Source organism: Sodalis sp. dw_96, assembly GCF_018449575.1.
In the GTDB taxonomy this organism is placed as follows: domain Bacteria; phylum Pseudomonadota; class Gammaproteobacteria; order Enterobacterales; family Enterobacteriaceae; genus Acerihabitans.
Window position 1 is genome coordinate 139,597 of sequence record NZ_JAAVUT010000004.1, and the last position, 26,928, is coordinate 166,524.

Sequence of the window (26,928 nt, forward strand, 5' to 3'; positions counted from 1 at the left end):
CTCCGGTCATTTCTGGCCAGAGGCGTTTTTAATGAGGTCCAACTCACGTTAGCGCCGCGGCGATGTGCGCTACAAACGCCCTGACCTTGGCCGAATGCTTACGTTCGGGCGGACTCACAAGATGAATGGGGGATTGGGGTGACTCCCAGTCTGCCATGAGCCGCACAACTTCGCCACTTGCCAGCTCAGCGTCGAACAGCCAGGTGGGCGAATAGCCAATACCCATTCCTGTTGTCACAGCGGAGCGGAGCACCTCGCTGCTGTTGGTTTGCATATGCCCCTCAACACGAATACTCCTGGTGGCGCCCTTCGTCGCCGGCGCGCCTGGTCCCGCCGTGAATATCCACAAATTACTGTTGGACATCCCTGTGTAAACAATGCATTCGTGCGCTTGCAGGTCTTCCGGAATGACCGGAGCCCGAACGCCTTTGGGAAGGGATCGCAGGTAATCGCGATTAGCAAGCAGCATACGTTGGGAGGTGCCGATGCGCCGGGCAATCAGTCCGCTGTCCGGCAGGTCGCCGATCCGAACCGACACATCAATCCCCTGCTCAACCAAGTCGATAAATCCATCGTGCAACCGCAGGTCGATTTTGACATCGGGATGCGCCGCCATAAACGCCCTCACCAACGGCATCAACTTTAAACGGCCAAAGCCCACTGAGGCGGCTACCCGAATCCAGCCGCGCAGTTGTCCTTCTCCTGTGATCAGGCCCGACTCGGCCTCCGCAATTTCGGCGACCAACCGTCGGGCCTGCTCGAAATAGCGCTCGCCCTCTTCGGTCAGGGCCAGAGACCGCGTCGTCCTGACGAGCAGCTTTGCCCCCAACGCCTTTTCCAAGGCGGCCACCTGCTTGCTGACAGCGCTCTGAGTAGCCCGGAACTCGTCCGCCACAGCGGAAAAACTGCCTGATTCCACCACTCTCACAAAAGTTCGCATTGCAGAAAGCTTGTCCACGACCGCTCCATTTATTCCATTTACTACTAATTGATATGACAAAAAACAGTCTATATCAACCAAAGGGAATCAGTCAAAGTAGAACCATCAATCACCCAACCGGGAGTTAACATGAACCAAACCACAGTCCTTATCACCGGCGCCCTGACCGGGATCGGCCGGGCAACCGCCTTCGCCTTCGCCAAGCTCGGCGCCAACGTGGTCGTCAGCCGACGGCGCGAGGAGGCTGGCGCAGCGCTGGCCATTGAACTTCGCTTGCTCGGCGGCATTCCAGCAAAACGCGCGGCGACGGTGGAAGAGGTAGCCGAGACGATTGTTTTTATCGCATCCGCTAAAACGCCCTACCTTACCGGACAATCCATCGCAGTCGATGGCGGCTATACCGCGCAATAAGCGCGATCATCATTTCACATCAGTTTTTCAACAACCAAAAGGAGATCGCCATGACCCTTATAAACGTTCCCACCCGCGAAGAAGTCAACGCGACCAACCAAGCCATTTTTGACAACCTCAAAAAAAGCCTTGGCATGGTCCCCAACCTCTTCGCCACGTTTGCCCACTCAGAGACGGCACTCGCCACTTACCTGGCATTTCAAAACGCGAAAAGCAGCGTCTCCGGTAAGGCTCGCGAGGTTGTCAACCTTGTCGTAAGCCAAATTAACGAATGCGAGTATTGCCTGGCCGCGCACACCATGCTCGGAAAAATGAATGGATTCACCGATGAGCAAATCATCGAAATCCGGCACGGCCACGCTAGCTTCGACCCCAAGCTCGACGCACTCGCCCGCTTGACCAAAGGCATCACGCAAAGCCGCGGCCACGTTGATCAAGCCTTGGTCGAAGCATTCTTTGCCGCAGGCTGGACGAAGGGAAACCTTGTGGATGCCATCGTCATTATTGGAGACAAAACGGTGAGTAACTACCTGCACTCGACCACGAAAATTCCAGTGGATTTTCCAGCCGCCCCGAAGCTGGATTGATTTGACAACGCCATGAGAGCGCAAAGCAAAGCACGATTCCAGTTCACTCCCGGCAAGCGACCACTACCAATGTAAAAGGTCTTGCGCTGGATATTTCCGGAGGACTGCGTGCTGTCTGCATTGGCGTTCTCAATACCGTTTACGCACGCTGGGGAATAGACTAAATAAACATAGGTATCCTCCCGCTCTCCCTTAGTCGCTTAAGGCCAAGCATAGGCCTTTTCTCTCATTTACCCGAGGATCCAAAAACCTCTATATAGGGATAAAACGCAGGTTCAAATTCCACCCGCAGGTAAAATTCCCGCGCCTCATCAGACAGCGCATGAATTAACATTCCACAAATACCGATAGTTTCCGCTATCTCAATTACCCGTAGCCAGGCATCCCGCACCAGTGACAGCCCGACGCCCTTACCGTGCAATGATTTATTTACCGCCAACGGCCCAACGCTACCATCCAGAACGGATCAAGCATATTGCGGCAAAAATCGTCCTGGTTTGACAGAAACACTGTTCGTCGCTGTTTTGGCGGGTTGGTTTTTCTTCCAAGCCACATACTCTTCGGGCATGCAAACAGCACATGGTCGATAGCCGGCGGCAATAGCCGCAGCTTCATTCAGAAAGAAGACGCGGTGCTTCACATAGCCGCCAAGGGCAATAGCTTGCAGTGCCGCACGGCAGTAGAGGCGGCCATATAGCTTGCCGCCGCGATGGCCCCCAAAGATGCCGGGTACGGAGCTGAGATATGGCTTGCCGTCGGATCCAATCAATGTGTAAGTTTTTTCCGTATCAGGCATGGCCGCAGTTCTCCCCCAACATCACCGAGCATCGTGAAATGTCAGTTCCACACCGATACGTTGACCCCGGCGCACGCGGCTAATAGCATGTTTCAGGTTGACCCGGTAATAACCTTTGGTTCCTTTGAACGGGCGTCCGGCTGTACTGATGATCGCCGCATCACCGAGATTTAGCGGCAGCACCATGGGGCGTGACTGCATGCGCGGGCGCTGTTCCGTCATCACGAATTCCCCGCCATGGAAGTCCTTTCCCGGCTCGGACAACAATGCGACGATTTGCAGTGGAAACACCGGCTCGCCGGCGCTGCGCTGATGAAGCGCCATATAGTCCTCGGCACCAAGCCGGTTCAAATGGGATTGCGCCTGCGCCTGACCGGCTTTCTGATTGCACCGGTGGAAATCTACCACTTCCGCCGGATAGCGGCGGCCGACGCCCAGTATTTCGCTCCATTGATTGGCAATGACAGCCAGGCGGCGATAGAACACCGTACGCCACGTTTCCAATGGCGTCGGGAGATTGGCATTGAAGTAGAACAGTTCGCCGCGCCCCAGGTCTGCCGATGCCGGCGAAACGCAATGTTCGGCGCTCATGGTTTCAGTTAGATGCGCCAGTTCGCGTGCCGTACCCGCGTGCAACAAGCCGGGCAACATAGCGTAGCCTTCGATGTCCAGCTGCGCGAAAATGCCATCCCAATCCAATCGATCAATATTCGTGTGGTTTGCGGCCATTTGAAGGTTCTCCTTTAGCTCTTGGCTTCCCGGCGCAGCAGCTCGCGCTTGCGATCCACGCCCCAGCGATAGCCGGCAATATCGCCATTGCGCCGTACGACGCGGTGGCAGGGAATAGCCACGGCCAGGTGGTTCGCGCCGCAGGCCTGCGCGACAGCGCGCACCGCTTTGGGCGATCCGATGCGCTCGGCGATCTCCGTGTAGCTCACGGTTGCGCCGGGGGGAATTTCACGCAGCGCCAGCCAGACACGCTCCTGGAAGGCCGTGCCCTGCACATCCAGCGGAAGATTCAGGCCGAGAGCCGGCGCTTCGATGAAGCCCACGACCTGGGCCACCAAGAGCTCAAACTCATCGTCACAGCCAATGAGCTGCGCCTTGGGAAACTGATCCTGTAGACCGCGCACCAGAGCGTCCGGGTCATCGTCCAACAAGATGGCGCAAATACCGAGCTGACTCTGCGCGACCAGAATGGCCCCCAGCGAACATTGCCCCACCGCGAAACGAATGACCGCGCCTAGGCCACCCGCCCGGTAGTCCCGTGCGCGCATGCCCAATAGTTGATCGGATGTTTCATAGAAGCGGCTATTGGAATTGAAGCCGGCATCATAGATAGCGTTCGTGATAGAGGCTTTTGGGGCGCTCAACTCCTCCCGCAGCTTGCGGGCGCGGTAGGCCGAGCCATAGCCCTTGGGCGTCAGGCCCGTTTCAGCCTTGAACAAACGATGAAAATGAAACGGACTCAACTCGACCTCGGCGGCCAGGACGTCGAGTTGGGGCGGCGTTTCCGACGTTTCGATCAGCCGGCAGGCGCGCGCCACCAGCACGGCGCGCTCGGACGCGGCACTGGTCTGGTCGCCGTGCGCGCGGCGGCTCGATCGATAACCCGCCGCTTCAGCCGCCTCTGCCGAATCGAAGAACTCCACATTCTCGCGCTTCGGTAGCCGCGCCGTGGAACTGGGATGGCAATACACACCAGTGGTTCGCACGGCATAAATGAAGTGTCCGTCTGCGGCTGCATCCCGTGCCCGCACCGCCTCCCAGCGAGCATCGTCCGTGTCGTAAGCAGTCGTCGTTTTCATGGCGGTCATCCTGAATGCGTTAATCACAGCGACAGTATAAGCGGGACTTCAGTCGCAAGAACTCTGATTCTTGCGAATGAATTTCATCGGCCGGGAACCGGCATCATTGGTATTGAAAAAATCGAGAGTTTCCCTATTCGTCTCATTTGGCATCGTGGAAAATGAGGCCCACGGTGTGGCGCTGGCCGCTGCGAATGCGGCTTACGCCGTGCCGCATGGCCACCCTGCGCACACCGCGCAAGCCCATGGCCGGCCGTTGATTGACCGTGAATACCACCGCGTCTCCCTGGCGCAGCGCGACCACATCGGCTCGTTGGCCCTTGGTTGAAAGCTCCGTCATGACGAACTCGCCACCGTCGAAATCCCTGCCGGGCTCCGACAACAGAATGGCCACCTGCAACGGAAAGACATGCTCACCGTAGAGATCCTGGTGAAGACAGTTGTAGTCGCCCTCACCGTATTCCAGGATCAGCGGTGTGGGCCTGGTTTGGCCAGCTTCGTGGCACCGCTGCAAAAATGCGTCCAGTTCATCCGGGTACCGGGTGTCGATGCCCAATTGCAGATTCCAGCGATTGGCAATCGGTGCCAGCCGCGCATACAACACATGGCGAAGCCGGTCAAGCAGCGGCGGCAACGGGTACGAGAAGTATTTGTATTCGCCGCGCCCAAACCCGTGGCGAGCCATAACGATTCGTGTGCGGTAGCCCTCATCCTGGGCATAGCGCGAAGCAAGCACATCGCACTGCTTCGCAGTCAGGAGGCCGGGCAGTACGGCATTTCCGTGGGTATCGAGCGAACGCTCCATACCCGCCCAGTTATATGTCGCGGGCTGCATGGCGCCGCATTGACTCGGCGCGGTGTTCATACAGCTGACTTCTCGGCCGATTCTTCGGCCAACAGCGCACGCTTGCGCTCGATACCCCAGCGATAGCCGGAAATTGAGCCATCGCTGCGTACAACGCGATGACAGGGAATGGCGATGGCCAGCACATTGGCTGCGCAGGCGCCCGCCACGGCCCGAACGGCTTCCGGCGCGCCGATATTTCTCGCCATCTCGCTGTAGCTGCGCGTTTGCCCTGCAGGTATGCCGCACAGCGCCCGCCAAACCTTTTGCTCGAACGCGGTCCCGCCGATGTCGAGGTTGATCACGGCCTCGGGCACGCTCTTGTCGATGAAGGCAATGACCTGATTGACTTCATGCTGAAGCGACGGTTGGCAAGCTTGCAGTTCGATTCTCGGGAACGCCTCGCCGAGTTGGTCACGTAGCGCTTGCTCATCTTCGCCAAGAAAGATCGCGCAAATGCCGCGCTGGCTCCGGCCAATGAGAACCTTACCCAACACCGTCTGACCGGCGGCGAAGCGAATAGGACCTTCCACCGGGCTGCCTGGAGCACGGAAGTTATACGTGAATGTGGAAAAGGAACGAGTTTTCATGGTGCGTCACCTACTTTGTTAAAGAGTGGGACTAGTTTAGAAGTCCACGCATCCCTTTAAACTCCGCTCCTTGCGGTTGAATTTCTTATTATAAAGATACCGCTTACCCGTCGGGAAATAACCGGGTATGTATGTTCACGGGAATTTATTCGCGCCATTCTCAGTAAAATTTTGGATACTCGGCCTCAGCGAGGCGTGCGAAATCCCTGGCTTGTCCAAGCGTAATAGCCAACGACAAAGATGAGAACGATTATTGCAACGACTGGACTGGCAAACCAGCCGATGGCCGCCGCAATGATGCAGAAAACAATCCCAATGACCGGCCGAAGGATTTGATTGGAGAATTCTGTACTTGGAAGATGGGGTTTAATGAATTCCGGGTGGCGGCGTAAATGATAGAAAGCCGGAATCCACGCTGCCGACATGAAACAGACAATCATCGCATAAAGGATGACCGCCGTTTTTTGATCCATGAGGTTTCCGTCTCGAAAAGCACTTACAAGCACACCTGTGGGGAAAGGGATCAGAGACGCCGTGCCGATTATTCCGAGGTTGATCCAGTTGAGTACCGGATCAATCTTGCATATTCGCTCGAACATATAATGGTGATTGAGCCAAATTATTCCTACGTAAATAAATGAAACGACGTAAGCAACATAAGAAGGCCATTCCAGTAATAGTTCTTCCGCCAGTTTTCCCGGGCCAGCGCCGGGACGGTGTATTTCGAGAACAAGAAGCGTAATGATGATTGAAAATGCCGCATCGCTGAACCCCTCCACGCGGCTCGGCCCGGCAAGCCTCTGAAGATTTGTGGTGGCTGGTTTGCGTTCGAGTTTAAACATCGTGCTTGAATTCCACATGAAAATGTTCGATACCGAGACTAAGAAATTTACCGATGCATTCGATTCAATACGCTCTGTTTCCTGCTCTGGAACTCTAAAATTCACTGGCGCCGTCGATAACTTTCAGCACTGTGGTGCCGCTGAAATGCATCTTGCGGCCGGTTGCGGCGGGCAAACCACCAACCAGAAAATCGTCGAATGCCGGGCCCGTGTGGGTACCGCCACCTTCCCACTGACCGACGACGTAATCGCCTTCGCCTATCAGGTCAGCCGTGCCCTCGAAGTTGAGGTCAGGGAATGCGGCTCGGAAGTCGGTCATGAAGGACTTGATATCCTCGCGGCCCTGGCGAGGTTCGTGCAGTGAGTACTTGAGCAGCATGTTCGGCGCGGCGATCTCATCGATCACCGCGAGATTGACATTCTTGCCCCAGAATTCCGTGAACCAGCGACCGACGACGGCCTTGTTCTGCTCTTCTTTGCTCATTGAAAGTTCCTCACAAATAGTTTCAGGAGGGTCATCAAATGCATTCGATGACCTGAGCAAGAGAATATGCATCCGTTCGCTGTTAAGAACTCCGATTCTTGCTGTCTAAAAAAATCCGAAGTCTTTGCAGCTGTGCCGGCGGAGCGCTACGCGTTCCCTGACATTGGCGCACTGAACATCGCAGAGATCGAAACCGACCATTTGGCGCAGCTCATCAAGACCATCGACGACAATGGCGTTTATGACGTGGCCGGGAGAACCATTTTTCTGACATTCTTCATCAGGAAGTCAATAAACACTCTGGCTTTGGGGGGCATAAGATAATTGGGCGGCGATATGATGTAAGCGATATCTTTTTGCGGCGGGATAACTTCATATTCAGGAAGAACCACGACCAGTTCGCGAGACTCGATCAACCTCTGCGCGACAAAGTTCGGCAAGATACCGATACCGAGACCTTGCAGCAAAGCATCCAACATCGCATCGCCATTATTAGTCACCAGCCGTGGCTGTATTACAATCTGATATTCCTGACCATTTCCCGCAAAACAGCATGTGGCTCCAAATCCTCTGTCCTTAGGCATGAATATGGAATGCTGTTCAAGCTCATCCAGGGTATCCGGCAGAGTCTTTCCATATTTTCTGGCGCACACCAGGACATAATTGACCGGCATCAGCGTCCTGGCGACCAAGTCTTAAAATTGATAGCGGCCAGTTCATCAAAGACTACGGAACGCCAGAGGATATTGCAGATGCAGTTTATTTCATCGCCTCTGACCGATCCAAATTCATGACCGGTGCAACCTTAGTGATTGATGGTGGATGGTCAGCCGGGAAAACGATATAAATATTTGTCACACAGGCCGGCTGGCGGCGACCGAAAGCGATCGCCGTTGGCGTTCGTACATTACAATAATTATCACCCGCATAGCGCTTTAGGAATCGCCCACCAAGAGAATATCGGCGCACGGGGAAACCATCAACCTAAGCGGGAATAGGTGCACGTATATAGGGGGTCAAAACCACACGATCAATGACATGGATGCACGACCGCAACGATGTAGCTTTAGGATAACGGATAAAATTTATCGGAAGCTCCAGTGCACGCTTATGACAAACACTGAAGGAAGTATTATCCCACTTTCAACAGCGAAGAAATCTGTAAAATTATATTGAACTGCATGATAAATATAGGGTGACCATCCTATTCCGGTCGCTTTCCTGAAATCGTTATACGAACCGTGATCACCGCAGTGACTGAACGCGTCAAAAAAGAATTCGCCTGTATAACCATATATCCCCTTAAAAGACCAGCCTGAGTCACCTGTTATCCAGTCCCTTCTCACTCCCATTGCGATACAGCGGTCACCGAAACTATTGTCCAGCGTTCCAAGTAATACACTGTATTTTGAATCCTCAGAGAACTTCCGCTCAACAGAAATGAACTTATTATCAAAAAATTCATTATATTGCCCGTAGTTACCCGTCAGGTGATAAACAAACGAACCGGTGTTGGCGGAATATAAGTTTATTTCACTAGCATGGGCCTCGGCGGCGGCGATGAGTATAAGAAAATATAAAGCTTTGCTTAAGTTTTTGAACATTTTAATAATCTCATTGATTACAAAAATTATAGTTTTTAACTCATAGCAGCGATAACAATATCCAGAGGCGAGAAATAATCCTATAATACGTATTCTAAGATATAGTTTAAATTTGTACAGAGAAAAAGCTTTATAATATTATTTAGATTCTGTCTGATACGGCGCGGTACAAACCTGCTGTCAGCCGTGGGTTAACGACTTTCAGGATGTGATCAGCATATCTCTCCGGCCGGTAATCGGCCCCCCTTGGTTCATAGTGGCACAGCATGGCTTTATAAAAAAAACGGGACATTTTTAGTTTGTTATAAAATTTTAATTTCATGCTCTCTTCAGCTATTCCATACATCAGCATATTTAATTAGTCATGATTCACTAATAAATATCAAAATATAAAATATATTATCATTAGCAGGACAGTTCAAAAGAAGAGATTTACATGATTTATCTTATTTTCGACTGTGTCAGTGCAAACCGCCAGGTTACCTTTAATGAGGAATTCCAGGAGATTGCCTGGGTAAGTCCAGCCGGGCTCCATGATCTTGATCTGAATGAGGCTACCCGCATCACCTTCAAGCAAAAAGGTCTTCTTTTATAGCTTTCGAACCTGCTCTTATTTTGCGCGCCGGCCCAGTTCGGTGCGTTTCTATAACCGTTCCCAAGGTTGTCAAATCGGCTTTGCCGAAAGCGCGGAAAAATATTAACCAACTGGTATTAAACGGCAGTGAGTTCGCCGGCCGCGGCTGGCGTATTCATTTATTCCGGAGATCAATCAGGCGAGTTGACTCTGATGAAGCTCGATGAACTGAGGTAACGTTATCAGAGGCCGACCTATGATCTGCTCACCTGTGTCATCGAGGCCTTCCAGCAGCCCCTCCTGCTGATCCTGTCGGATGGCGGAGAAATGTGAACGCATGGTTTCGTTATCGGGCATACCAAGCAACTTCAGGAAGTTGTCGACAGTGACCTGTTCGAAGCGGATTTCCTTATTTAACACAGAGCTCAGCACCTGCGACAATTCAAGGTGGCTGTACTCGACCGGCCCATGAAGAGGATAGATCTTGCCAACGTGCTTATCGGGATTCTCGAGTATCCCGGCAACGACACGAGCAATGTCGGCGGCGGCAATAGGCGCAAAGCGGCTGTCCGGATCAAATGGCGTCACATATCTGCCTTCTCGGATTAAGTGTGCGGCGTACAGAAGCCACTCGGCAAAGAGCGTCACCCTAAGATGTATCGTCGGTACGCCGGACCAGGTTAATACCTGCTCTGATAACCAGTGATTAAGTGTCTGCGGGCTGGTGGCATCCGGCCGCGACTGCTTTTGAGACATGTTGACAATCAACTCAAGGTGCGCCTCTTTTGCCGCCTGTGCGAAGATCGCCGTTGCTTCGACCAGCCCGTTACCCAACGGATAACATAGATAAGCGGCGGACACACCTTCGAGAGCGGCACGAACCTGTTTGAGCTTTAACATATCGGCGACCACAACTTCCGCGCCCAGCGCACGTAATTTCTCAGCACGCTCATCATCACTCCGCACAAGGGCGCGTACAGAATGGCCGCTCTCCCGGAGAAATCCTACGGTTGGCGCACCCGTGTCGCCGGCAGCGGCGGTAACTAAAAATGTTTTCATTGTTCAAGGCTCCGGATTAAAAGAGTCCACACGGACTCGGGTGGGTGACACGGCAGCGTTCAGGTAGGTAACGCAGCGCTCAGACAAGCGACGGACACAGTTTTGTTACCATAAATATTCATGTCCGTTACCTTTTCTAGGTTGACTCACCCTCAGGTGATGTTTTCGACTACGAATAAACTTATTCCGTGCGCGGTTTTTCGATTGCGTCAGCAAGCCTCAATGCGTTGTCTATGCCGTCTTTCAGGAACTGAGTTGACAACTCTCTGTCCGGAACGATGCGAGAGAGCTGAAGAGTACCGGCCATCACAGCCCAGATTGCCCCTGCAACCCGCATTCTGGTCTCTGCGGTAGCCTCTTGAGACAAACAGTCTGCAATTCGCCGGATAAAGTCTATGGTTTTGCCGGCAATCATTGCCCGCGTATCTTCCGGGCGATTCTTCAGTTCCGATGCCAGTGATGCCACCACGCACCCTGCCCCTGGCGCATCCCGATGTTCGACGCTCAAATAACGGTGTAAAATCAGCCCGAGAGTGATTTTTGCGTTGTCATCGGAGCCGCCGAAAATGCTGCAAAATGTTTCGTCCGCCGCGCTACCGACAGCTTCCCGAATCAACTCCTCCTTGGATGTGAAGTGGCTGTAGAACCCTCCTACGGTCAGTCCCGCGCGCCCCATCAATGCTGCAACACCGACCTTTTCAATGCCTTCTTCGCGGAAGCGCTGTGACGCGACCTTTACAATATGTTTGTGCGTTTCTTCTTTGTGATCTCTTGCGTAACGCATGAAACTGCCCTCATCTTTCCTATCATTACCCCTATAGAATTATGATCATAATATAACAAAGAAGCATTATGTCATCATCTATTTTGATCTGTGCCGGAGACAGCGTGCTATAGGTGCCGCGAGATCCTTTATACGGCAAGATGGACGTCAGTAATCGAAGAGGAACGATTTCCCGTTGCTACGGATCCGTCCCGTATGTGGTGCGCCGAAATGAGCCGGAAACACCTGGGCGTTTCGTTCTGTGCAATGGCTGAGGACGTACTTGCGCGACGCAATAGCCTGTCCGGGATCCATGCAGAATCGGCTGTTCCACTCAGGCTGATAGATCTGTATGGGATGATGTAATACGTCACCGATAAATACCCCCTCATCCCGCCCGCTTATCAGGCGCAACATGATATGGCCCGGAGAATGGCCCGGAGTGGGTTCGATCAAAAGAGTGTCACTCAACTGATCCGTCATACTCACTACATGGGCCTGATTCGCGGCTATCACAGGCAGCACCGAGTCGGTGAAGACATCCCCTGGCTCCTCCGGGAGGTGTGGATTTTTCGATGGATCCCAGAAGTTCAGTTCTTCACGGGAGAATACGTACTTCGCGTTGGGAAACGTCGGTACCCATCGCCCGTCGACTAAACGGGTATTCCAGCCAACGTGGTCGACATGAAGATGCGTGCAAAGGACATAATCAACATCCTCGGGCTCAACACCCGCACTCCTGAGCCGATGGAGATAGGGCTCGTTCAACTGATGGAAGTGTGGTGATTCCGGTCGGTGCTTTTGGTTACCACAGCACGTGTCGACGAGAATGATATGGTGTGGTGTACGTATCAACCAGGAGTGCACCGACATGATGATCTGATTGGTTGATGGCTGGTAAAAATCAGGCGCCATCCAGTGGCCGTGTTCTTCGAGGACGGCGGGATCCCAGAAATCGAACAAGTCCTCCGGCCTAAAACTTGGTCCGAGAAGCTCTTCTATTCGCGTTACGGTGACTTGTCCGATCTTCCAGGTTGTCCCGGTATGCATTTTCACGGTTGGCTTTCCTCTTTTTTAGCTGTTGAAAAATTCAGGTTCCAGATGAGCCGGGACCGTTATGTCACTTTGGCTGTGGAGACATCGCTTCTGGAAGACCGGGGCCACATGGCGCCTGAAAGCTCTGTAGCTACGCAGATGACCGCTGATATGACCATTGCGGCCATGACAAGGGTAAACAGGCCGGTTTGGGAAATGTTGAAGACCGTCACGGCCACCCACCCTCCGCCGGCGGCGATCAGCAAGCGCACCGTGCCCGCCAGAAAAATCCGCCACATATGACCACTACCCTGCGCGGCGAAGCCGAGGGCAAAAACAATGCCATTCGCGGCATAAACAGGCGCTACAACGCGCAGATAAAGCGACCCCGTTTCCATAATTGCCGCATCATGGGTAAACAAACCGAGCCATAAACCGGGGAAAATCGCGGCGAGCATGCCGATCGTTTCGGTGATGACTACACTCGCCGCAACCCCGATCCACGCAATTCGCCTCGCTCGGGCAACCTGCCCCGCGCCTACATTGGTGCCGACCATTGTCAGGATGGCAGTTCCCATTCCGAACAGAATTGGAATGAGGACATAGTCAAGTCTGGAGGCAGTTCCGTAACCTCCGATTGCATTGACGCCGAACTTGCCGACAGCCCCGGTGACGAGCAGCACCATGACGTTCAGCTGGATAGTGCCGAGCGCAGCCAATACACCGACTTTCAGAATGTCGCGGAATAAATGCCAGCGCAGAGGGGAAAGTGTCAGACGCAAACCAGATCGTCCGCTGGCCATATATCGCAGCAAAACAAAGGCAGCCAGCCAGTAGTAAATGCTGACGGCAATACCGGCTCCTGCGAGCCCAAAGCCGTGAAAAGACCCAAACCCGAAGATAAACAGGGGTGAAAGCGGTACCAGAACCATAGCCCCGACAAACGTCACCATCGCTGGCACCTTCACATTCCCGACTCCCCGAAGAACAGCGGACAGTAGATTGACGATCCAGATCGGTATGGCTGCCAGGAAGACGAAAATCGAGTAAGTCTGTGCAGACAGGAGAGCCTCGCCGGTCCCTCCCAACGCGGCATACAGATAGGGGTCCATTCCAATAACCAGGATTGAAAATGCCAGCCCGAAGGCGATGGCGACAACGACCGCATGCATAATGAGAGCATTAACGTCGTCATGTCTGCCCGCACCAGCGGCACGTGCAACGGCAGAGGCTACACCGCCGCCTATCCCGCCGGCGGCCATCATCGTCATGAGCATCCAGAGCGGAAACACCAGCGAGACACCCACTAAGGCTGGCGTGCCCAGAAACGACACATAGTAGGTCTCGGCAACATTCACCAGCGTCTGTGCCACAAGAACGCCCATCGTTGGAAGTGCGAGGCGCATCATCGTTGAAAAAACAGGTCCGTTCAGCATCGCTTCCCGCGTTTGCAGCTTCGCGGCCTCGCGTTCGTTCTGGATCTCCACTTTCTATTCTCCATCATGGCATGGCTTCGGCTGCGGACTAATCGACACAATGCAGCATCTGCATCGCTCAACGCCTTTATATTATGATCATAATCCTATAGACTATAAAACCTGAACGCAATAGGGGTCGCTTTAATTGATATTCAGACCGCTTTAGCGGCTTTAAAACACTGACAATTAACGCCAATGCATTAATCAGAAAAATTGAGGAGATAGTGGATTATGAAGAAGATTTGGCTTTCGCTGGCGGGCATGATTCTGGTATTTAGCGCATCGGCCGCACAGTTTACCGACGGTAAACAGTACATTACTTTGGATAAACCGGCTGCCGGCGAGCCGCAGGTATTGGAATTTTTCTCTTTCAATTGCCCGCACTGCTATGAGTTTGAACAGGTTATTCATGTTTCCGACAACGTGCGGGAAAAGCTGCCGGAAGGCACCAAGATAACTAAATACCACGTTGAATTTCTCGCGCCATTGGGTAAAGAACTTACTCAGGCGTGGGCGGTGGCAATGGCACTGGGCATAGAAGATAAAATCTTATCCCCGATGTTTGAAGCTGTTCAGAAAACCGGGACCGTGCGGAACAATGCCGATATCCGAACAGTGTTTATCGATGCGGGTGTGAAGCCGGAAGAGTACGACGCGGCGTGGAACAGCTTTGTGGTAAAATCTTTGGTTGCCCAGCAAGAAAAAGCGGCGGCTGACCTTCAGCTCCAGGGGGTACCGGCTATGTATGTTAACGGTAAATACCTGCTGAATATGCAGGGAATGGATACCAGCAACATGGATATCTTCGTTCAGCAGTATGCGGCCACAGTGAAATACCTGGTCGAGAAGAAATAAATAGAATTAAGCCGGTCAATGACTCAAGGTAAATAGTTATACGACTGGTTAGTTATACCAACAGATAGTAGTTTTGCCTCCTCCGCTTGCCTAACATTAAGCCCGTTGATCGCGTTTGCCGCCCGATAGCTTTCAACGGTCACTTCACAAGTGACGTAACAATCAGGTTACTTTTAGCCTCACCCCAAAATTATTTTTATGACAACCCGTAGGTTTGAAGACTTTACGGTTGCTAATATGAAGCCGCGTGGCAGTATGGTCATTATAATGATAACGACATTAAGGCCTGGTCGACATCGATTCATGCGGGATATACCTTCGATTCAATTGTCTGGTCGCCGCGCGTCGGGATTAAAACCGGCATCGCCAGCGGCGATAAACACCCTGGCGACTGTAAGCTGAATACCTTTAACGCTATGTATCCGAAATTGCCTTATCTGACGGAAAACGGCATTGTGGCGCAGGCCAACCTGATAGACGTTTCACCTTCACTTTCAGGGGGAGAACTGCCCGCCCATAACCCAAATCATTCGATATATATAATAAGCCATATTTTGGAAAAAACTATTTTAGTCAATCTTCACTAAACGGTTAACTAAAACAATTATGGATAACATTACTTTATAACTTAACTTTAGCTCATTAATTCCTGCAATCATATTAGTAATGATTTTATGCATGAGCTTGAACTTTTTTCCGCCGTAAAGGCGAATGCCGGTCTCGACTTCATTACCCCGCTGCGCAAGGTGTTAGACAGCCATTGGTATGTAATGGGCAACGAGGTGCGGTCGTTTGAAAATGAATTCGCCGGCTATCTTGGCGTAGAGCACTGCATTAGCGTCGCCAATGGAACGGATGCGTTGGAACTCGCCCTTAGGGGCTTGAACGTGCAAGCGGGCGCGCGCGTCGTCACGGTAGCCAACGCCGGGTTTTATGCCAGCAGCGCAATTTATGCCATAGGCGCCAGGCCGGTTTATATCGACGTTGATTCAGCGACGTTAACCCTTTGCCCCAAAGCATTGGCGGCGGTGCTTGACTCCTCGCTGGCCGCCATCATCGTTACGCATCTCTACGGCCAGCTTGCCGATATTGAAGAGATCGTCCGCCTGGCATCGGCCGCGGGCATACCGGTGTTGGAAGATTGCGCACAAGCCCATGGCGCCCGGCGCAATGGCAAACGGGCGGGCAGCTTTGGCGCCGTGGCCTGTTTTAGTTTCTATCCTACTAAAAATCTGGGCGCTTTGGGTGATGGCGGGGCGGTGGTCACGAATAAACACGACATGGCGGCGCGCATACGTCAACTACGCCAATATGGCTGGGGGCAAAAATATCAGGTAACCCTTGCCGGTGGGCGCAACAGCCGTATGGATGAGATACAAGCGGCTGTTTTGCGTATCAAGCTGCCTTATCTGGATAGTTGGAACGAACAACGCCGATTCATAGCCAAACGCTATAACGCAGCGTTTAATACGTTCGATATGCGTTTACCTTACTCGACAGCGGCAGACTATGTTGCGCATCTTTATGTTATTCGGCTGGCGAACCGTCCGCCATTTATCAACGCGCTTAAACTCAAAGGGATAAAGACGGATATCCATTACCCCATTCCCGATCACCGCCAGCCAGCCTACCCCGCAGAGCATCCCTATCCGCTGACCGTCACCGAGCACGCCTGTGAAACCGTTGTTTCATTGCCTTGCCACCCCGGCATGACCGGTGATGATGCCGATCGCGTGATTACTTCGGTTACGGCCTATTTTGAGCAGGAGGGATGAATATGCTGACGCTGGTCATTCCCGTTTACCGTAACGAAAATAATCTTCCCGACTTGCTGGCCGCCATAGCCGGCTTGAATAACCAGCTCGATAAGGCTCTGGATGTGGTTTTTGTGGTGGACGGCAGCCCCGATCGTTGTTACGAGCTGCTGCATAAACAGCTGCCTTTGCAGCCTTTTCGGTCAACGTTGGTGCTGCTGTCGAAAAACTTCGGATCCTTTATGGCCATCAGAACCGGCTTGCAGCATGGCAAAGGCGAACGTTTCGCCGTCATGGCCGCGGATTTGCAAGAGCCGCCAGAGCTGATCCTGGTCATGAATCAGGTTCTGCTGCATCAGAATATCGATGTTGTCGTTGGTGCGCGTGAGGGCCGCCAAGATCCCTGGATGAGCCGTATGGCCTCGAAAATATATTGGGGTTTGTACCGCCGTTACGTCATTCCGGAAATTCCCGCGGGGGGCGTGGACATTTTTGCCTGTAACAAAACGTTCCGCAACCGGCTACTTACCCTGGAGGAACACCACAGTTCACTCATGGCACAGATCTTTTGGCTCGGTTACCGCCGCCGGTTGGTGACTTACTCTCGCCAGCGGAGACTCCACGGGCAATCCGCCTGGACCCTGGGAAAAAAAATCAATTACATGATGGACAGCATATTTTCATTCACCGACCTGCCTATCAAATTATTGATAAGGGTTGGCGCATTGGGTTCCGGCATGGCGGTGTTGCTGGGAATGTTGACTTTATTCGTCAAATTTACCGGCACGACTGAAATACCCGGCTATGCCATGATTATGCTAACCATCACCTTTTTAGGTTGTTTGATCCTCCTTGGTCTGGGCACCGTCGGTTCTTATGCATGGCGCACTTACGAAAACAGCAAAAATCGGCCTTTAGCCATCCCGATGCGGGTAGAAGCTTTTGGAGACGCAGATGAATAGCACCAAAAATTTCTTTGTCCATAATCAGGCTATATGTGAGTCAGAGGACATCGGCAAAAATACGCGCATCTGGGCGTTTGCTCATATCTTACCGGGGGCGCGCGTGGGCAACGATTGTAATGTGTGTGACCATGTATTCATTGAAAATGACGTACAGATAGGTCATAGAGTTACAGTGAAATGCGGTGTCCAGGTATGGGATGGCATTATCATTGAAGACGATGTATTCATCGGACCCAATGTCACCTTTACCAACGATCCTTTTCCTCGCAGCAAAATCTATCCGCAACAATTTGCTCGAACGGTCATTCGCAAGGGCGCTTCCTTGGGTGCCAACAGTACTATCTTGCCGGGCCTGACAATCGGCACAAACGCCATGATCGGCGCAGGCGCTGTCGTTACGCGTTCCATTCCCGCCAATGCCATTGTCGTCGGCAACCCAGCCAAGATCATTGGTTATGTTGATGCCCGGCCCGTTCGCAATGAGCAAATAACCGTTGCGGGTAAGGTTTCAATGCAGTTGGAAACCATGGTGAAAGGCGTGACCTTACATACCATGAAAAAATTTGCCGATATTCGCGGTAGCTTGTCTGTGGGTAATTTTGGCCACGCGATTCCGTTCAAGCCGGTACGTTATTTTATGGTTTACGATGTGCCCACCGCACAAATCCGGGGAGAACACGCGCACCGAATTTGTCATCAATTTATGGTTGCGGTGAAGGGGTTAGTGCATGTCGTGGCTGATGATGGAATAAATCGCCAGGAGTTTATACTCGACGAACCCAGCCAGGGCGTTTATCTGCCGGCGATGACCTGGGGCATTCAGTACCGCTACTCGCCAGATGCCATTTTGATGGTATTTGCCTCGCATCATTACGACGCGACTGACTATATACGGGACTATGACGAATTCAGAATGCTCACCGGATGCTCCAGAAACACTTTGCCATGACGTTGGCCCCATGGACATTGCTCAAACCGGGTTTTATCAGATTTCTGGTTTCAGGCGGAATTAACACCGCCCTGACCTATGGAATTTTTTTGCTGCTGCTGATGGCTTACAGCTATATCGCCAGCTTCACAGCAGCGTATGTGGCGGGTATTTTTTTTGCTTACATGATGAATCGATTTTTCGTGTTTAATCATCATCAAGGGCTGAAATCAATTCTCTGGCTGCCTTTGGTTTATGTGTTGCAGTATGCGTTAAGCACGATCATTTTATGGTGCTGGGTTGAGAAACTGGGTTTAACCGTTCGATTAGCCCCGCTGGCTGCGATTGCCATCACGCTTCCGGTAACGTATTTTTTTTCCAAGCTGCTGTTCCAGCATGTTGACAGGTCTTAGGCTCAGCCACCGGAAATATCAACTCAGTGACGCCTGCTTAGCCAGCACGTCACGAGTTATAATGACACCTATTTACCACAAACCGGAGCATAACGACTCATCATTAAGGATTGTTTGAAATGGAAAAGCACGACAACGTTATTCACTCTAAAAAATCATGGTTATACTTGGCATTAAATAAAGTCGATCGATCATTAGCCGCATTTGCCAGGCAGGGACGAATTGATGGCTTCAACCTGAGTGAATTAGGCATATTAATTTTTATCGGCGCGGTGTTTTACGGCTATTTTTTATCAACACTCTCATTATTAATTGATAACGATGCCGCGGCCCTTCGGCAAGATCCCTCTGTGTGGGTTGGTCAAGGAAGATGGTTCACTTATCTGGTGGAGAAATTTCTGTTGCAGCAACCTTCGGTACCGTTTGCTCCTTACGTTATTCTGATCATCGCATTTGCCGCTTCTTACATGGCGCTTATCAGGGCACATGGCTATATAGGAAGCTGGAAGACATATATTATCTATCCCGTTTTTTGTGCATTTCCAACCTGGTGGGCCATCGCGACGTTTTACTCCAATATACCCGCTTTGGCAATAGGCCTATTTTTGATCAGTTTAAGCGCATATGTTTATTTTGGCGCGGGTTTTACGGGAAATCTTGCCATTCATAATTCCTATACCAGAATAATTTTTGTCATATTGATGCTGGCTTGTGCGATTGCCGCTTATCAATCCCTAATTTTAATGTTTGCCGCTTACGCTTGCGGTATATTATTAGCAAGATGTTTGCGTATTGGCGGATTATGCCGGATTTCACGTAAATCTCTGGCAATGACTCTAGGTAAAACAATACTCCTGATAACCATTGCAATCATTTTTTATGAGATTATCAATAAACTCACTCAAAAACTTTTCGACAGTGACAGTAGCTATATCGCTAAGGCCTTTTTTAATTATGATAAGACTATAACGCATCCTTTTCTAGTGCTGTCTGCGATATTAAAAGAACAAATGGCTATTTACGGCGGATCTGCAAAGAGATATGGCGCCACGTTAGCAATCAATGGCCTCGTAATAGGTTTGGCTACTATAGTTATCTTACGCACCCATTGGTTTAAAGCTCCGGTAAATTTCATATTATGGCTGGGTGTGTTGCTTTCACCATTTATTTTTCATTTAGTCACGGGGGGCGAGCCATTACCGATGCGCACGCTCATTCCCATCGCGTATGTTAGCTGGCTGTCATGTATGATCCTGTTATCCGGTAAACGTCCCATTGCCATTTTAGCAAGTATCATTCTGGTTGGGTTATTACAGATAAAAATTATGGGCGTGACTTCCCAATATATAGCTTCAGCTACAATAGTACAATCTCATGATAGGATCATGATTGCAGATATTTATAGCAGGATCGGAGGATTAACTGACAATTTTGACCCTGATGCGCCTTTAAAAATGGATTTGTACGGTCGAAAAGGCTTTAACACCCTTTACGCAAATGCTTGGCAGGGAACCATGCAGGGTTCGTTTTTTTCATGGGATGAGGATCTTCTTTATCGTGTCACCAATTTAATGAATATTTTGGGCTACAAAAATATAGTCATACCGAGCAACGCGGAAAGGAAAGCCCTCAACCCTGTTTTTGATAACATGTCTGTCTGGCCCGCTGCCGGCTCGGTTAAAAAAGCCGGTGATATTTATCTGATCAAGCTAAGTAAAGTTCCAGATCCAGTGCATGCTTTATAATCCTATAAATTCTGCCGCAGCCTCCTCTATAGCGCTGATTAGGCAACGTATGACCCCACCGATCTCCTACGGGTTAAAACTTACAAAATCTGCCGGTGGGTTCAAGTCGCTAAAAATTCAGGTCTGACATAACGTCTGGATTAATGCCCATACCGCGGTTGCCGCCGTGGAGAGCGAACGATCGCGACGACGTGTCAACTGTAGTCGCCGGTTCTCTATCGGCCATAACTGACGTACTGCCAGGCAGGAACCTTCAAGGGAAGATAAAGCCAGTTGCGGGATGACGGAAACACCGATACCCGACTGTAGAACCCGAAATATTGTGGTGACATGCCCAAGTTCCTGAATGACGCGAGGAGTGACGCCATGACGAATCAATGCACTGTCAATTAAGGGGCGACTGCCCGAGGCATAATCAAGCAACACCAGCTCTTGATCCTGCAGGTCGCGCCAATTCACCTCTTTAAGACGTGCAATCGGGTTGCTCTCAGGCAATACCAGACAAAAGGGTTCCTCCATGAATGTCTCCGTGTACAGGTCAAGGGGAACCGTGGGTTCGATAATCACGCCAAAATCGACTTCGCCATTCAACACCTTCTGAATAGTCTGTTGTTGTACCTGATCATGTATTATCAGATTGATATGCGGAAAGTTTTCAACAATCTGCGTAATGCAGCCAGGCATAATTCCCGCTGAAATGGTCGGGCTGGTGGCCACGTGCACCAGTCCGCGGCGTCGTTCGCCCCGACTCTGGGCATTACACAGTGTGGCTTCGAGTTCACCCATGACACGAAGGAGTTCTCCCGCCAGGCCAGCCCCCTCCTGCGTCAACAGGACCTCCCGCGTGGTACGATCAAATAGTCTGACCCCCAGTTCGTTTTCCAGCTCACCGATACTGTGACTCATGGCGGATTGCGTCAGAGAAATCATGTTGCCCGCGCGGCTGAAGCCGTGATGCTCCGCAACCGCTAAAAAAATCCGTAACTGCCTAAGAGATATATTTGAAATATTCATGATTTTTAATCATCGATAGATAAAAAAAAAACATTTCCACATTCGGTTTCCAACGGTTCTAATAAACACCAGAAACAGGATGAAGGGCCATTGAACTTTCAATGTTAATTTAATAATTATTAAAATTATTGGAAATAGATCTCATATTCACTTAATAAAGCCCGGAGGATGAATAAAATATTTTAAACAGAGTGAGGAAACCCATCAGTAACAGATCGACTGCATCTGGTTATTGATCCGCTACAGATGGATAACAATATAAACCATAAACTTGATATACCAAGAATATATTAAGTTATTCGGACCCGTTTTGTAAAACCGTTTAAGAAATATCCGGGCATATACAGACCTTCGTGTTTCAAACAATAGAACAGGGCACAGTCTAAGACGGCAGGATATTGTATTAATAAAATTATGACTATAAGAGTGAGTGCAACACGTTGCGAATAAGCAGTCATTGCCTTCGTTGAATGTTTCTTCAAGTGTTCCACTCTGAACCCTACTTTTTAAGATTTCCTAAGTTAGGAGATAATGTAATGAGTGAAACTGTAACCACTAAGAATCATACAGATAAAGAAATACTGGGATTTAATCGATGGTGGCTTTTTGCATTGGCTTTCTTGGCAATGTCCGTTATTAGTCCTTATGAATATGCCTGGTCGGTGATTGCACCGCATTTTGCCAAAATTTATGGCTGGGAGCCAACTAAACTTTCGTTGATGTTTACTACATTTGTGATCTTTCAGGCGTTTGGCACATTACCCGGAGGGATTTTACGCGACAAGTTTGGACCAAAAATCGTTTCTGTCGTCGCCGGCATTGTTTCGGGGATGGGCATTCTGATCTGTGCATTTGGACAAACTTTTTCTTATACAGTCATTCTTATTGTCTGGTGTATCGGTTGTTTCTTCTGCGGGTTCGTCTACAACGCTGCGGTGACGACCTGCAACAAGTGGTTCCCTGACCATAGAAACATCACAATAGGCATTATATCCGCTGCCTTCTCCTGGGGTGCAATCCCTTTTATTTTTCCGATTCAAAATATTCCGAATAGTGCTCCAGACAGCTCATTTTTTACTGTGATTTACGTTATGACCGCGATTATTGCTGGCGTCATTATCATTACCGGCCTTTTTATGAAAGATCCGCCGAAGGGGTGGAACCAGTTCGCGCCGTCGATGACATCCAAGAAAAAATCGGTAAAACGTCCTTGCGAGAAGCAATACAGTATGGGTGAAGCAATGCGCACCTGGCAGTTTTGGTTATTGGTTGCCTCTTTCGTTTTAGCGTCTTCGGCAGGTTTGACCTTTATTTCAAATAGCATCAAATTTGCCTCGGCGTTCCACTTTAGCGTGACTGCGGGAACCGTTGTCACCGTCGGGATTGCCATTACCAGTGGTCTAAGCAGAGTGGTTGGCGGATGGATCGCGGATAAAATTGGCGCCGATAAAACGATGACGATTTTTTATATCCTATGCGGACTGTTTTCACTTGTGGCACTGGTTTTTGGGGAAGCCGGCAGTTCAACGGGGTTCATCAGCAGCTGTATTATATCGATCTTCTTCTGGGGGGCGCTGTATTCACTGTTTGCGTCAATAGTCGGTTATTATTACGGCGAAGTCGCTTCCGGATCCAATTATGGCATGCTTTATGCCACGGCTAAGGGTTTAGGCGGAATATACGGCGGCGTATTGGCCTCCTTTTTGATTTCTACCTATGGCCATCCTTTCACCATCATCGTCTCTTCCGTCATGGCTTTACTTTCTGGATTCATTCTTATTCCGCTATGGAAACATCCTCCGGTATGGAAGGAAACGAGTGGGATATTAATTACAAGCCATATCAATCACAACATTTGAAGAACCTTGTTATTACCTAACTTAATAACGCAGAAAATTTAAGAGAGTCACTATGCCTTCTATCCTCGAAATTAAACCCGAAACTGACGCGGTTTCAGAAACTCCCGTATTAATTGACGGATTTCATCTCTTCCTCAATGCGCTCAAGCTGAACGATATTGATACCATCTTCGGCTTGCCGGGGATCCCGATTACCGACCTTCTGCGGATGGCTCAGGCTGAGGGGATGCGCGTTATATCCTTTCGTCACGAGCAGCACGCCGGTAACGCGGCGGCCGCCGCCGGTTTCCTTTCCGCCAAGCCCGGCATCTGCATGACCGTCTCAGCGCCTGGCTTTCTGAATGGCTTGACCGCGCTCGCCAATGCCACCACCAACTGTTTCCCGATGATCCTGATAAGCGGCTCAAGCGAGCGCGAAATAGTCGATTTGCAGCAGGGCGATTACGAAGAGATGGATCAATTGGCCATCGCCAAGCCGCTATGTAAGGCAGCCTTCCGCGTGTTGCGCGCGCAAGATATCGGCGTGGGGATTGCCCGAGCCATTCGTGCCGCCGTATCCGGTCGTCCCGGCGGGGTCTACCTGGATCTGCCCGCCAAACTGTTCTCGCAAACCCTGCCGCTTGATGCGGGACTCAACTCATTGATTAAGGTGGTAGACCCCGCACCGAGCCAGCTACCCGGACCTGACTCGGTTGCTCGCGCGCTTAATCTGCTCAAGAACGCCAAGAGACCGCTTATTCTGCTGGGCAAAGGTGCGGCCTATGCGCGCGCCGATGCCGATATCCGCGCATTGGTCGAAAAAACCGGCATTCCCTACTTACCGATGTCCATGGCCAAAGGCCTGCTTCCCGATACGCATGAGCTGTCGGCAGCCGCCACGCGCTCTTTCGTATTGCAAGAAGCGGATGTGGTTCTGGTGATAGGCGCCCGCCTGAATTGGTTGCTCTCCCACGGTAAAGGCAAGACTTGGGGACAGGAAAAAGGGCCGAAGAAATTCATCCAGATTGATATCGCTCCCACTGAAATAGACAGCAATGTGGCCATCGACGCACCGCTGGTAGGCGACATCGGTTCCTGCGTAAGCGCCTTGCTGACCGGCATCGGCGGCGACTGGGCCAAACCCTCCGCTGACTGGACCGGCGCCATCGCTGAGCGCAAGGCAAAAAACTTCGGCAAGATGGCGGCAACACTGGCGGCGCGACCTACGCCCATGAGCTTCCAAAGTGCGCTGAGCGTGGTGAAAGAGATTGTGAAGGACAATCCTGAAGCCATTGTCGTCAGCGAAGGCGCCAACACCCTGGATTTTGCCCGCAGCATTGTGGACATGTACTTGCCGCGCAAGCGTTTGGATGTGGGCACCTGGGGGATCATGGGTATCGGTATGGGTTTCGCCGTCGCGGGCGCGGTGGTGACCGGCCAGCAGGTTATCGCTATCGAAGGCGATTCAGCCTTCGGTTTCAGCGGCATGGAGGTTGAAACCCTCTGCCGATACCACTTGCCCGTATGTATCGTCGTGTTCAACAACAACGGCATTTACAAGGGTACTGACCAGAATACCTCCGGCGGCAATGATCTGGCGCCCACTGTGTTCGTCAAGAATGCCCGCTACGAAATGATGATGCAGGCCTTTGGCGGCGTGGGTGTGTACGTCACCACGACCGACGAGCTGCACACAGCCATGGTTGAAGCCATTGCCTCCGGCAAGCCGACGCTGATTAATGCCGCCATTGACGAGACCGCCGGTACCGAAAGCGGCCGCATCACCAACCTGAACCCCGCTAAAGCTCTCAAGAAATAAGCGCTACGGTGATAAAAGAACAACACACTACGGAGATTTATTTATGAGTAACAACAAAGACCTGCCTTTGGCGGGTGTCAAGATTATCGACTTCACGCATGTTCAGGCGGGTCCTGCTTGCACACAGATGCTGGCTTGGTTCGGCGCGGACGTTATCAAGATTGAACGTCCTGGCTCGGGTGACATCACCCGTAACCAATTGCGAGACATTCCGAACGCCGACGCGCTGTATTTCACCATGCTCAACAGCAATAAGCGCTCTTTGACCCTGGACACCAAGAAGCCCGAAGGAAAAGAAGTACTGATTAAGCTGATTAAAGAGTCCGACGTGATGGTTGAGAACTTTGGTCCCGGCGCGCTGGATCGCATGGGCTTTACCTGGGAATACATTCAGGAACTGAACCCTCGCATGATTCTCGCTTCAGTTAAGGGTTTTAGTGAAGGTCACCATTACGAACACTTGAGGGCCTACGAGAATGTTGCCCAATGCGCTGGCGGCGCGGCCTCCACCACCGGATGGTGGAAGGGTGAGAATTCCGGGCCGACCATTTCGTCAGCGGCGTTGGGTGACAGCAACACCGGCATGCACTTAGCCATCGGTATCCTTACCGCCTATATTGGTCGCCAAAAGACCGGCAAAGGGCAGAAAGTCGCCTGCGCAATGCAAGACGCCGTACTTAACCTTTGCCGGGTCAAGATGCGTGACCAACTTCGTTTGGACAAAGTCGGCTACCTTGAGGAGTATCCGCAGTACCCCCATGAGCCTTTCACGGACGTCGTGCCACGCGGCGGTAACGCCGGCGGCGGCGGCCAGCCTGGTTGGATTCTCAAATGCCAGGGCTGGGAGACCGATCCCAACGCTTACATCTATTTCACCGTGCAAGACCTGGTATGGACCCCGATTTGCGATGCGATAGAACGTCCTGAATGGAGAGAAGATCCTGCCTATACAACGCCAAAGGCGCGCCAGCCGCACATCATGGAAGTTTTCGGCGCCATTGAGAATTTCATTTTGACCTCGGGCAAAGACAAATACCAGGCTGTGGATTATTTCGGTAAATTCGGCATTCCCTGTGCGCCGGTGATGTCAATGAAGGAACTGCTGCACGATAAATCGCTGCTGGCGAGCGGTTCCATCGTCGAGGTGCCGCACAAAGTGCGCGGCAGTTATTGGACCGTCGGCTGCCCCATCAAGTTCTCGGATCTCAAGCCTGAGGTCACCTCCTCGCCGCTCTTGGGTGAGCACACTGACGAAGTGCTGGCTGAACTGGGCTACTCGAAAGAGCAGATAACGGTCATTCACACAGCCAAAGCAGTGTAAGTGCTATGACACTCTCTTTAGAACAGTTCCTGAAGGTGATGGGCGATGCGGTCGTTATTTCCGATGTCCGCGGAACCATCACCGCCTGGAACCCCGCCGCCGAACGTCTGTTCGGCTTCACCGAGAGCGAGGCGTTGGGGTCCTCGCTCGATATTATCATCCCGGAAAGACAGCGCGAGCGACACTGGACCGGCTATTACCAGACCATGCTTACCGGCATCACAAAATACGGCACTTCCCTGCTTAATGTGCCGGCATTGACGCGGGACGGCAGCACCATATCCATCGCCTTTACCGTGGCATTGATACCCGGAGAGGACGCTGGGGCAAACGGCAGGCCGGCGTCAATCGCCGCCATCATCCGTGATGACACCTCCCGCTTTAACGAGGACCGCGCGTTGCGCAAACGTCTGGCTGAGACCCAAGCCGCGTTGGACAGAGCTACCCCCATAAAGTGAGCG

28 protein-coding genes and 3 pseudogenes are annotated in these 26,928 nt (G+C 51.5%); 15 read left to right on the forward strand and 16 right to left on the reverse strand.

Going from position 1 to position 26,928, the window contains the following annotated elements; translation table 11 throughout:
• Positions 1-43: 43 nt before the first annotated feature.
• Complete coding sequence (locus HB631_RS08340) at positions 44-958, reverse strand: LysR family transcriptional regulator (RefSeq protein WP_213990689.1); 915 nt, start codon at positions 956-958, stop codon at positions 44-46.
• Positions 959-1,069: 111 nt separating this feature from the next.
• On the opposite strand from HB631_RS08340, the gene HB631_RS08345 reads away from it, so the two are divergent.
• Together HB631_RS08345 and HB631_RS08350 are read left to right on the forward strand one after the other, a co-directional pair.
• A complete protein-coding gene (locus HB631_RS08345; protein WP_213990690.1) occupies positions 1,070-1,351 on the forward strand; it encodes an SDR family oxidoreductase in 282 nt (93 codons plus the stop codon).
• 50 nt (positions 1,352-1,401) lie between these two features.
• The gene (locus HB631_RS08350) at positions 1,402-1,938 is read left to right on the forward strand and encodes a carboxymuconolactone decarboxylase family protein (RefSeq protein ID WP_213990691.1); all 537 of its coding nucleotides are present in this window, start codon (positions 1,402-1,404) and stop codon (positions 1,936-1,938) included.
• Between the two features lie 226 nt (positions 1,939-2,164).
• On the opposite strand, the pseudogene HB631_RS08355 reads toward HB631_RS08350, so the two are convergent.
• From HB631_RS08355 to HB631_RS08395, 9 genes and pseudogenes are all read right to left on the reverse strand, one after another.
• Positions 2,165-2,386: pseudogene (locus HB631_RS08355) on the reverse strand (hypothetical protein); the annotation flags it as partial.
• A gap of 18 nt (positions 2,387-2,404) precedes the next feature.
• The gene (locus tag HB631_RS08360; RefSeq protein ID WP_213990692.1) at positions 2,405-2,734 is read right to left on the reverse strand and encodes an Ada metal-binding domain-containing protein; all 330 of its coding nucleotides are present in this window, start codon (positions 2,732-2,734) and stop codon (positions 2,405-2,407) included.
• A gap of 21 nt (positions 2,735-2,755) precedes the next feature.
• Positions 2,756-3,463: a 2OG-Fe(II) oxygenase gene (locus HB631_RS08365; RefSeq protein WP_213990693.1), complete on the reverse strand. Its 708-nt coding sequence runs from the start codon at positions 3,461-3,463 to the stop codon at positions 2,756-2,758.
• 14 nt (positions 3,464-3,477) lie between these two features.
• On the reverse strand, positions 3,478-4,542 hold the full coding sequence (gene ada / locus HB631_RS08370; protein WP_213990694.1) for a bifunctional DNA-binding transcriptional regulator/O6-methylguanine-DNA methyltransferase Ada: 1,065 nt from the start codon (positions 4,540-4,542) through the stop codon (positions 3,478-3,480).
• A gap of 142 nt (positions 4,543-4,684) precedes the next feature.
• Entirely contained in the window at positions 4,685-5,407 is a 723-nt protein-coding gene (locus tag HB631_RS08375; protein ID WP_255556872.1) for a 2OG-Fe(II) oxygenase, read from the reverse strand.
• The gene (locus HB631_RS08380; RefSeq protein WP_213990695.1) at positions 5,404-5,976 is read right to left on the reverse strand and encodes a methylated-DNA--[protein]-cysteine S-methyltransferase; all 573 of its coding nucleotides are present in this window, start codon (positions 5,974-5,976) and stop codon (positions 5,404-5,406) included. Before HB631_RS08380 ends, HB631_RS08375 begins: the two co-directional genes overlap by 4 nt.
• A 185-nt stretch (positions 5,977-6,161) precedes the next feature.
• Positions 6,162-6,818 carry a TMEM175 family protein gene (locus HB631_RS08385; protein ID WP_213990696.1) on the reverse strand — a complete coding sequence of 219 codons (657 nt, stop codon included), beginning with the start codon at positions 6,816-6,818 and terminating at the stop codon, positions 6,162-6,164.
• 94 nt (positions 6,819-6,912) lie between these two features.
• Positions 6,913-7,302, reverse strand: coding sequence for an ester cyclase (locus HB631_RS08390; protein WP_213990697.1), 390 nt, complete (start codon positions 7,300-7,302; stop codon positions 6,913-6,915).
• A gap of 239 nt (positions 7,303-7,541) precedes the next feature.
• Entirely contained in the window at positions 7,542-7,994 is a 453-nt protein-coding gene (locus HB631_RS08395; RefSeq protein ID WP_255556873.1) for a LysR substrate-binding domain-containing protein, read from the reverse strand.
• Positions 7,995-8,002: 8 nt separating this feature from the next.
• Between HB631_RS08395 and HB631_RS08400 the strand changes: the two genes are divergently transcribed.
• Positions 8,003-8,149, forward strand: coding sequence for an SDR family oxidoreductase (locus HB631_RS08400; protein WP_213990943.1), 147 nt, complete (start codon positions 8,003-8,005; stop codon positions 8,147-8,149).
• 238 nt (positions 8,150-8,387) lie between these two features.
• On the opposite strand, the gene HB631_RS08405 is transcribed toward HB631_RS08400, so the two are convergent.
• Positions 8,388-8,906 (reverse strand): hypothetical protein, encoded by a 519-nt coding sequence (locus tag HB631_RS08405; RefSeq protein ID WP_213990699.1) that lies wholly within the window; start codon positions 8,904-8,906, stop codon positions 8,388-8,390.
• A 412-nt stretch (positions 8,907-9,318) separates the two neighbouring features.
• On the opposite strand from HB631_RS08405, the pseudogene HB631_RS08410 reads away from it, so the two are divergent.
• Positions 9,319-9,501: pseudogene (locus HB631_RS08410) on the forward strand (nucleoside triphosphatase NudI); the annotation flags it as partial.
• Positions 9,502-9,675: 174 nt separating this feature from the next.
• Here the strand turns inward: HB631_RS08410 and HB631_RS08415 are convergent.
• From HB631_RS08415 to HB631_RS08430, 4 genes are all read right to left on the reverse strand, one after another.
• Positions 9,676-10,539 carry an NmrA family NAD(P)-binding protein gene (locus tag HB631_RS08415; protein ID WP_213990700.1) on the reverse strand — a complete coding sequence of 288 codons (864 nt, stop codon included), beginning with the start codon at positions 10,537-10,539 and terminating at the stop codon, positions 9,676-9,678.
• 181 nt (positions 10,540-10,720) lie between these two features.
• On the reverse strand, positions 10,721-11,323 hold the full coding sequence (locus HB631_RS08420; protein WP_213990701.1) for a TetR/AcrR family transcriptional regulator: 603 nt from the start codon (positions 11,321-11,323) through the stop codon (positions 10,721-10,723).
• Between the two features lie 147 nt (positions 11,324-11,470).
• Positions 11,471-12,352 (reverse strand): MBL fold metallo-hydrolase, encoded by an 882-nt coding sequence (locus tag HB631_RS08425; RefSeq protein WP_255556905.1) that lies wholly within the window; start codon positions 12,350-12,352, stop codon positions 11,471-11,473.
• A gap of 65 nt (positions 12,353-12,417) precedes the next feature.
• Positions 12,418-13,824 (reverse strand): MATE family efflux transporter, encoded by a 1,407-nt coding sequence (locus tag HB631_RS08430; protein ID WP_213990703.1) that lies wholly within the window; start codon positions 13,822-13,824, stop codon positions 12,418-12,420.
• 222 nt (positions 13,825-14,046) lie between these two features.
• Here HB631_RS08430 and dsbA point away from each other — a divergent pair, with 222 nt between their 5' ends.
• The 7 genes and pseudogenes from dsbA (at position 14,047) to HB631_RS08465 (ending at position 20,475) form a co-directional block, all read left to right on the forward strand.
• Complete coding sequence (gene dsbA, locus HB631_RS08435) at positions 14,047-14,670, forward strand: thiol:disulfide interchange protein DsbA (protein WP_213990704.1); 624 nt, start codon at positions 14,047-14,049, stop codon at positions 14,668-14,670.
• Positions 14,671-14,921: 251 nt separating this feature from the next.
• Positions 14,922-15,257: pseudogene (locus HB631_RS08440) on the forward strand (alginate export family protein); the annotation flags it as partial.
• An 87-nt stretch (positions 15,258-15,344) separates the two neighbouring features.
• On the forward strand, positions 15,345-16,445 hold the full coding sequence (locus tag HB631_RS08445) for a DegT/DnrJ/EryC1/StrS family aminotransferase (protein WP_213990705.1): 1,101 nt from the start codon (positions 15,345-15,347) through the stop codon (positions 16,443-16,445).
• Positions 16,446-16,447: 2 nt separating this feature from the next.
• Entirely contained in the window at positions 16,448-17,386 is a 939-nt protein-coding gene (locus HB631_RS08450; RefSeq protein WP_213990706.1) for a glycosyltransferase family 2 protein, read from the forward strand.
• A complete protein-coding gene (locus HB631_RS27290; RefSeq protein WP_213990707.1) occupies positions 17,379-18,338 on the forward strand; it encodes a WxcM-like domain-containing protein in 960 nt (319 codons plus the stop codon). The genes HB631_RS08450 and HB631_RS27290 overlap by 8 nt, the downstream gene beginning before the upstream one ends.
• Positions 18,314-18,730 carry a GtrA family protein gene (locus HB631_RS08460; protein WP_213990708.1) on the forward strand — a complete coding sequence of 139 codons (417 nt, stop codon included), beginning with the start codon at positions 18,314-18,316 and terminating at the stop codon, positions 18,728-18,730. The genes HB631_RS27290 and HB631_RS08460 overlap by 25 nt, the downstream gene beginning before the upstream one ends.
• 119 nt (positions 18,731-18,849) lie before the next feature.
• Positions 18,850-20,475, forward strand: a complete 1,626-nt coding sequence (locus tag HB631_RS08465) for a glucosyltransferase domain-containing protein (RefSeq protein ID WP_213990709.1) — start codon at positions 18,850-18,852, stop codon at positions 20,473-20,475.
• Between the two features lie 117 nt (positions 20,476-20,592).
• On the opposite strand, the gene HB631_RS08470 is transcribed toward HB631_RS08465, so the two are convergent.
• The gene (locus HB631_RS08470; RefSeq protein WP_213990710.1) at positions 20,593-21,489 is read right to left on the reverse strand and encodes a LysR family transcriptional regulator; all 897 of its coding nucleotides are present in this window, start codon (positions 21,487-21,489) and stop codon (positions 20,593-20,595) included.
• A gap of 536 nt (positions 21,490-22,025) precedes the next feature.
• Here HB631_RS08470 and HB631_RS08475 point away from each other — a divergent pair.
• From HB631_RS08475 to HB631_RS08490, 4 genes are read left to right on the forward strand one after another with little or no spacing between them, the layout of a single operon-like run.
• The gene (locus tag HB631_RS08475; protein WP_213990711.1) at positions 22,026-23,348 is read left to right on the forward strand and encodes an OFA family MFS transporter; all 1,323 of its coding nucleotides are present in this window, start codon (positions 22,026-22,028) and stop codon (positions 23,346-23,348) included.
• A gap of 52 nt (positions 23,349-23,400) precedes the next feature.
• Positions 23,401-25,146, forward strand: coding sequence for an oxalyl-CoA decarboxylase (gene oxc / locus HB631_RS08480; RefSeq protein ID WP_213990712.1), 1,746 nt, complete (start codon positions 23,401-23,403; stop codon positions 25,144-25,146).
• A gap of 43 nt (positions 25,147-25,189) precedes the next feature.
• On the forward strand, positions 25,190-26,467 hold the full coding sequence (gene frc, locus HB631_RS08485) for a formyl-CoA transferase (protein WP_213990713.1): 1,278 nt from the start codon (positions 25,190-25,192) through the stop codon (positions 26,465-26,467).
• Positions 26,468-26,472: 5 nt separating this feature from the next.
• Positions 26,473-26,925, forward strand: coding sequence for a PAS domain S-box protein (locus tag HB631_RS08490; RefSeq protein WP_213990714.1), 453 nt, complete (start codon positions 26,473-26,475; stop codon positions 26,923-26,925).
• The last annotated feature ends 3 nt before the right edge of the window (positions 26,926-26,928 follow it).

What these genes read in the sequence shown, in the direction of transcription:
- dsbA (WP_213990704.1), top strand. Translation starts at nt 14,047, where the DNA reads ATGAAGAAGATTTGGCTTTCGCTGGCGGGCATGATTCTGGTATTTAGC.
- HB631_RS08445 (WP_213990705.1), top strand. Translation starts at nt 15,345, where the DNA reads ATGCATGAGCTTGAACTTTTTTCCGCCGTAAAGGCGAATGCCGGTCTC.
- HB631_RS08360 (WP_213990692.1), bottom strand. Translation starts at nt 2,734, where the DNA reads ATGCCTGATACGGAAAAAACTTACACATTGATTGGATCCGACGGCAAG.
- HB631_RS08350 (WP_213990691.1), top strand. Translation starts at nt 1,402, where the DNA reads ATGACCCTTATAAACGTTCCCACCCGCGAAGAAGTCAACGCGACCAAC.
- frc (WP_213990713.1), top strand. Translation starts at nt 25,190, where the DNA reads ATGAGTAACAACAAAGACCTGCCTTTGGCGGGTGTCAAGATTATCGAC.
- HB631_RS08345 (WP_213990690.1), top strand. Translation starts at nt 1,070, where the DNA reads ATGAACCAAACCACAGTCCTTATCACCGGCGCCCTGACCGGGATCGGC.
- HB631_RS27290 (WP_213990707.1), top strand. Translation starts at nt 17,379, where the DNA reads ATGAATAGCACCAAAAATTTCTTTGTCCATAATCAGGCTATATGTGAG.
- HB631_RS08405 (WP_213990699.1), bottom strand. Translation starts at nt 8,906, where the DNA reads ATGTTCAAAAACTTAAGCAAAGCTTTATATTTTCTTATACTCATCGCC.
- HB631_RS08465 (WP_213990709.1), top strand. Translation starts at nt 18,850, where the DNA reads ATGGAAAAGCACGACAACGTTATTCACTCTAAAAAATCATGGTTATAC.
- HB631_RS08385 (WP_213990696.1), bottom strand. Translation starts at nt 6,818, where the DNA reads ATGTTTAAACTCGAACGCAAACCAGCCACCACAAATCTTCAGAGGCTT.
- HB631_RS08390 (WP_213990697.1), bottom strand. Translation starts at nt 7,302, where the DNA reads ATGAGCAAAGAAGAGCAGAACAAGGCCGTCGTCGGTCGCTGGTTCACG.
- HB631_RS08375 (WP_255556872.1), bottom strand. Translation starts at nt 5,407, where the DNA reads ATGAACACCGCGCCGAGTCAATGCGGCGCCATGCAGCCCGCGACATAT.
- HB631_RS08415 (WP_213990700.1), bottom strand. Translation starts at nt 10,539, where the DNA reads ATGAAAACATTTTTAGTTACCGCCGCTGCCGGCGACACGGGTGCGCCA.
- HB631_RS08450 (WP_213990706.1), top strand. Translation starts at nt 16,448, where the DNA reads ATGCTGACGCTGGTCATTCCCGTTTACCGTAACGAAAATAATCTTCCC.
- HB631_RS08420 (WP_213990701.1), bottom strand. Translation starts at nt 11,323, where the DNA reads ATGCGTTACGCAAGAGATCACAAAGAAGAAACGCACAAACATATTGTA.
- HB631_RS08425 (WP_255556905.1), bottom strand. Translation starts at nt 12,352, where the DNA reads ATGCATACCGGGACAACCTGGAAGATCGGACAAGTCACCGTAACGCGA.
- HB631_RS08470 (WP_213990710.1), bottom strand. Translation starts at nt 21,489, where the DNA reads ATGAATATTTCAAATATATCTCTTAGGCAGTTACGGATTTTTTTAGCG.
- HB631_RS08475 (WP_213990711.1), top strand. Translation starts at nt 22,026, where the DNA reads ATGAGTGAAACTGTAACCACTAAGAATCATACAGATAAAGAAATACTG.
- oxc (WP_213990712.1), top strand. Translation starts at nt 23,401, where the DNA reads ATGCCTTCTATCCTCGAAATTAAACCCGAAACTGACGCGGTTTCAGAA.
- HB631_RS08490 (WP_213990714.1), top strand. Translation starts at nt 26,473, where the DNA reads ATGACACTCTCTTTAGAACAGTTCCTGAAGGTGATGGGCGATGCGGTC.
- HB631_RS08460 (WP_213990708.1), top strand. Translation starts at nt 18,314, where the DNA reads ATGCTCCAGAAACACTTTGCCATGACGTTGGCCCCATGGACATTGCTC.
- ada (WP_213990694.1), bottom strand. Translation starts at nt 4,542, where the DNA reads ATGAAAACGACGACTGCTTACGACACGGACGATGCTCGCTGGGAGGCG.
- HB631_RS08365 (WP_213990693.1), bottom strand. Translation starts at nt 3,463, where the DNA reads ATGGCCGCAAACCACACGAATATTGATCGATTGGATTGGGATGGCATT.
- HB631_RS08380 (WP_213990695.1), bottom strand. Translation starts at nt 5,976, where the DNA reads ATGAAAACTCGTTCCTTTTCCACATTCACGTATAACTTCCGTGCTCCA.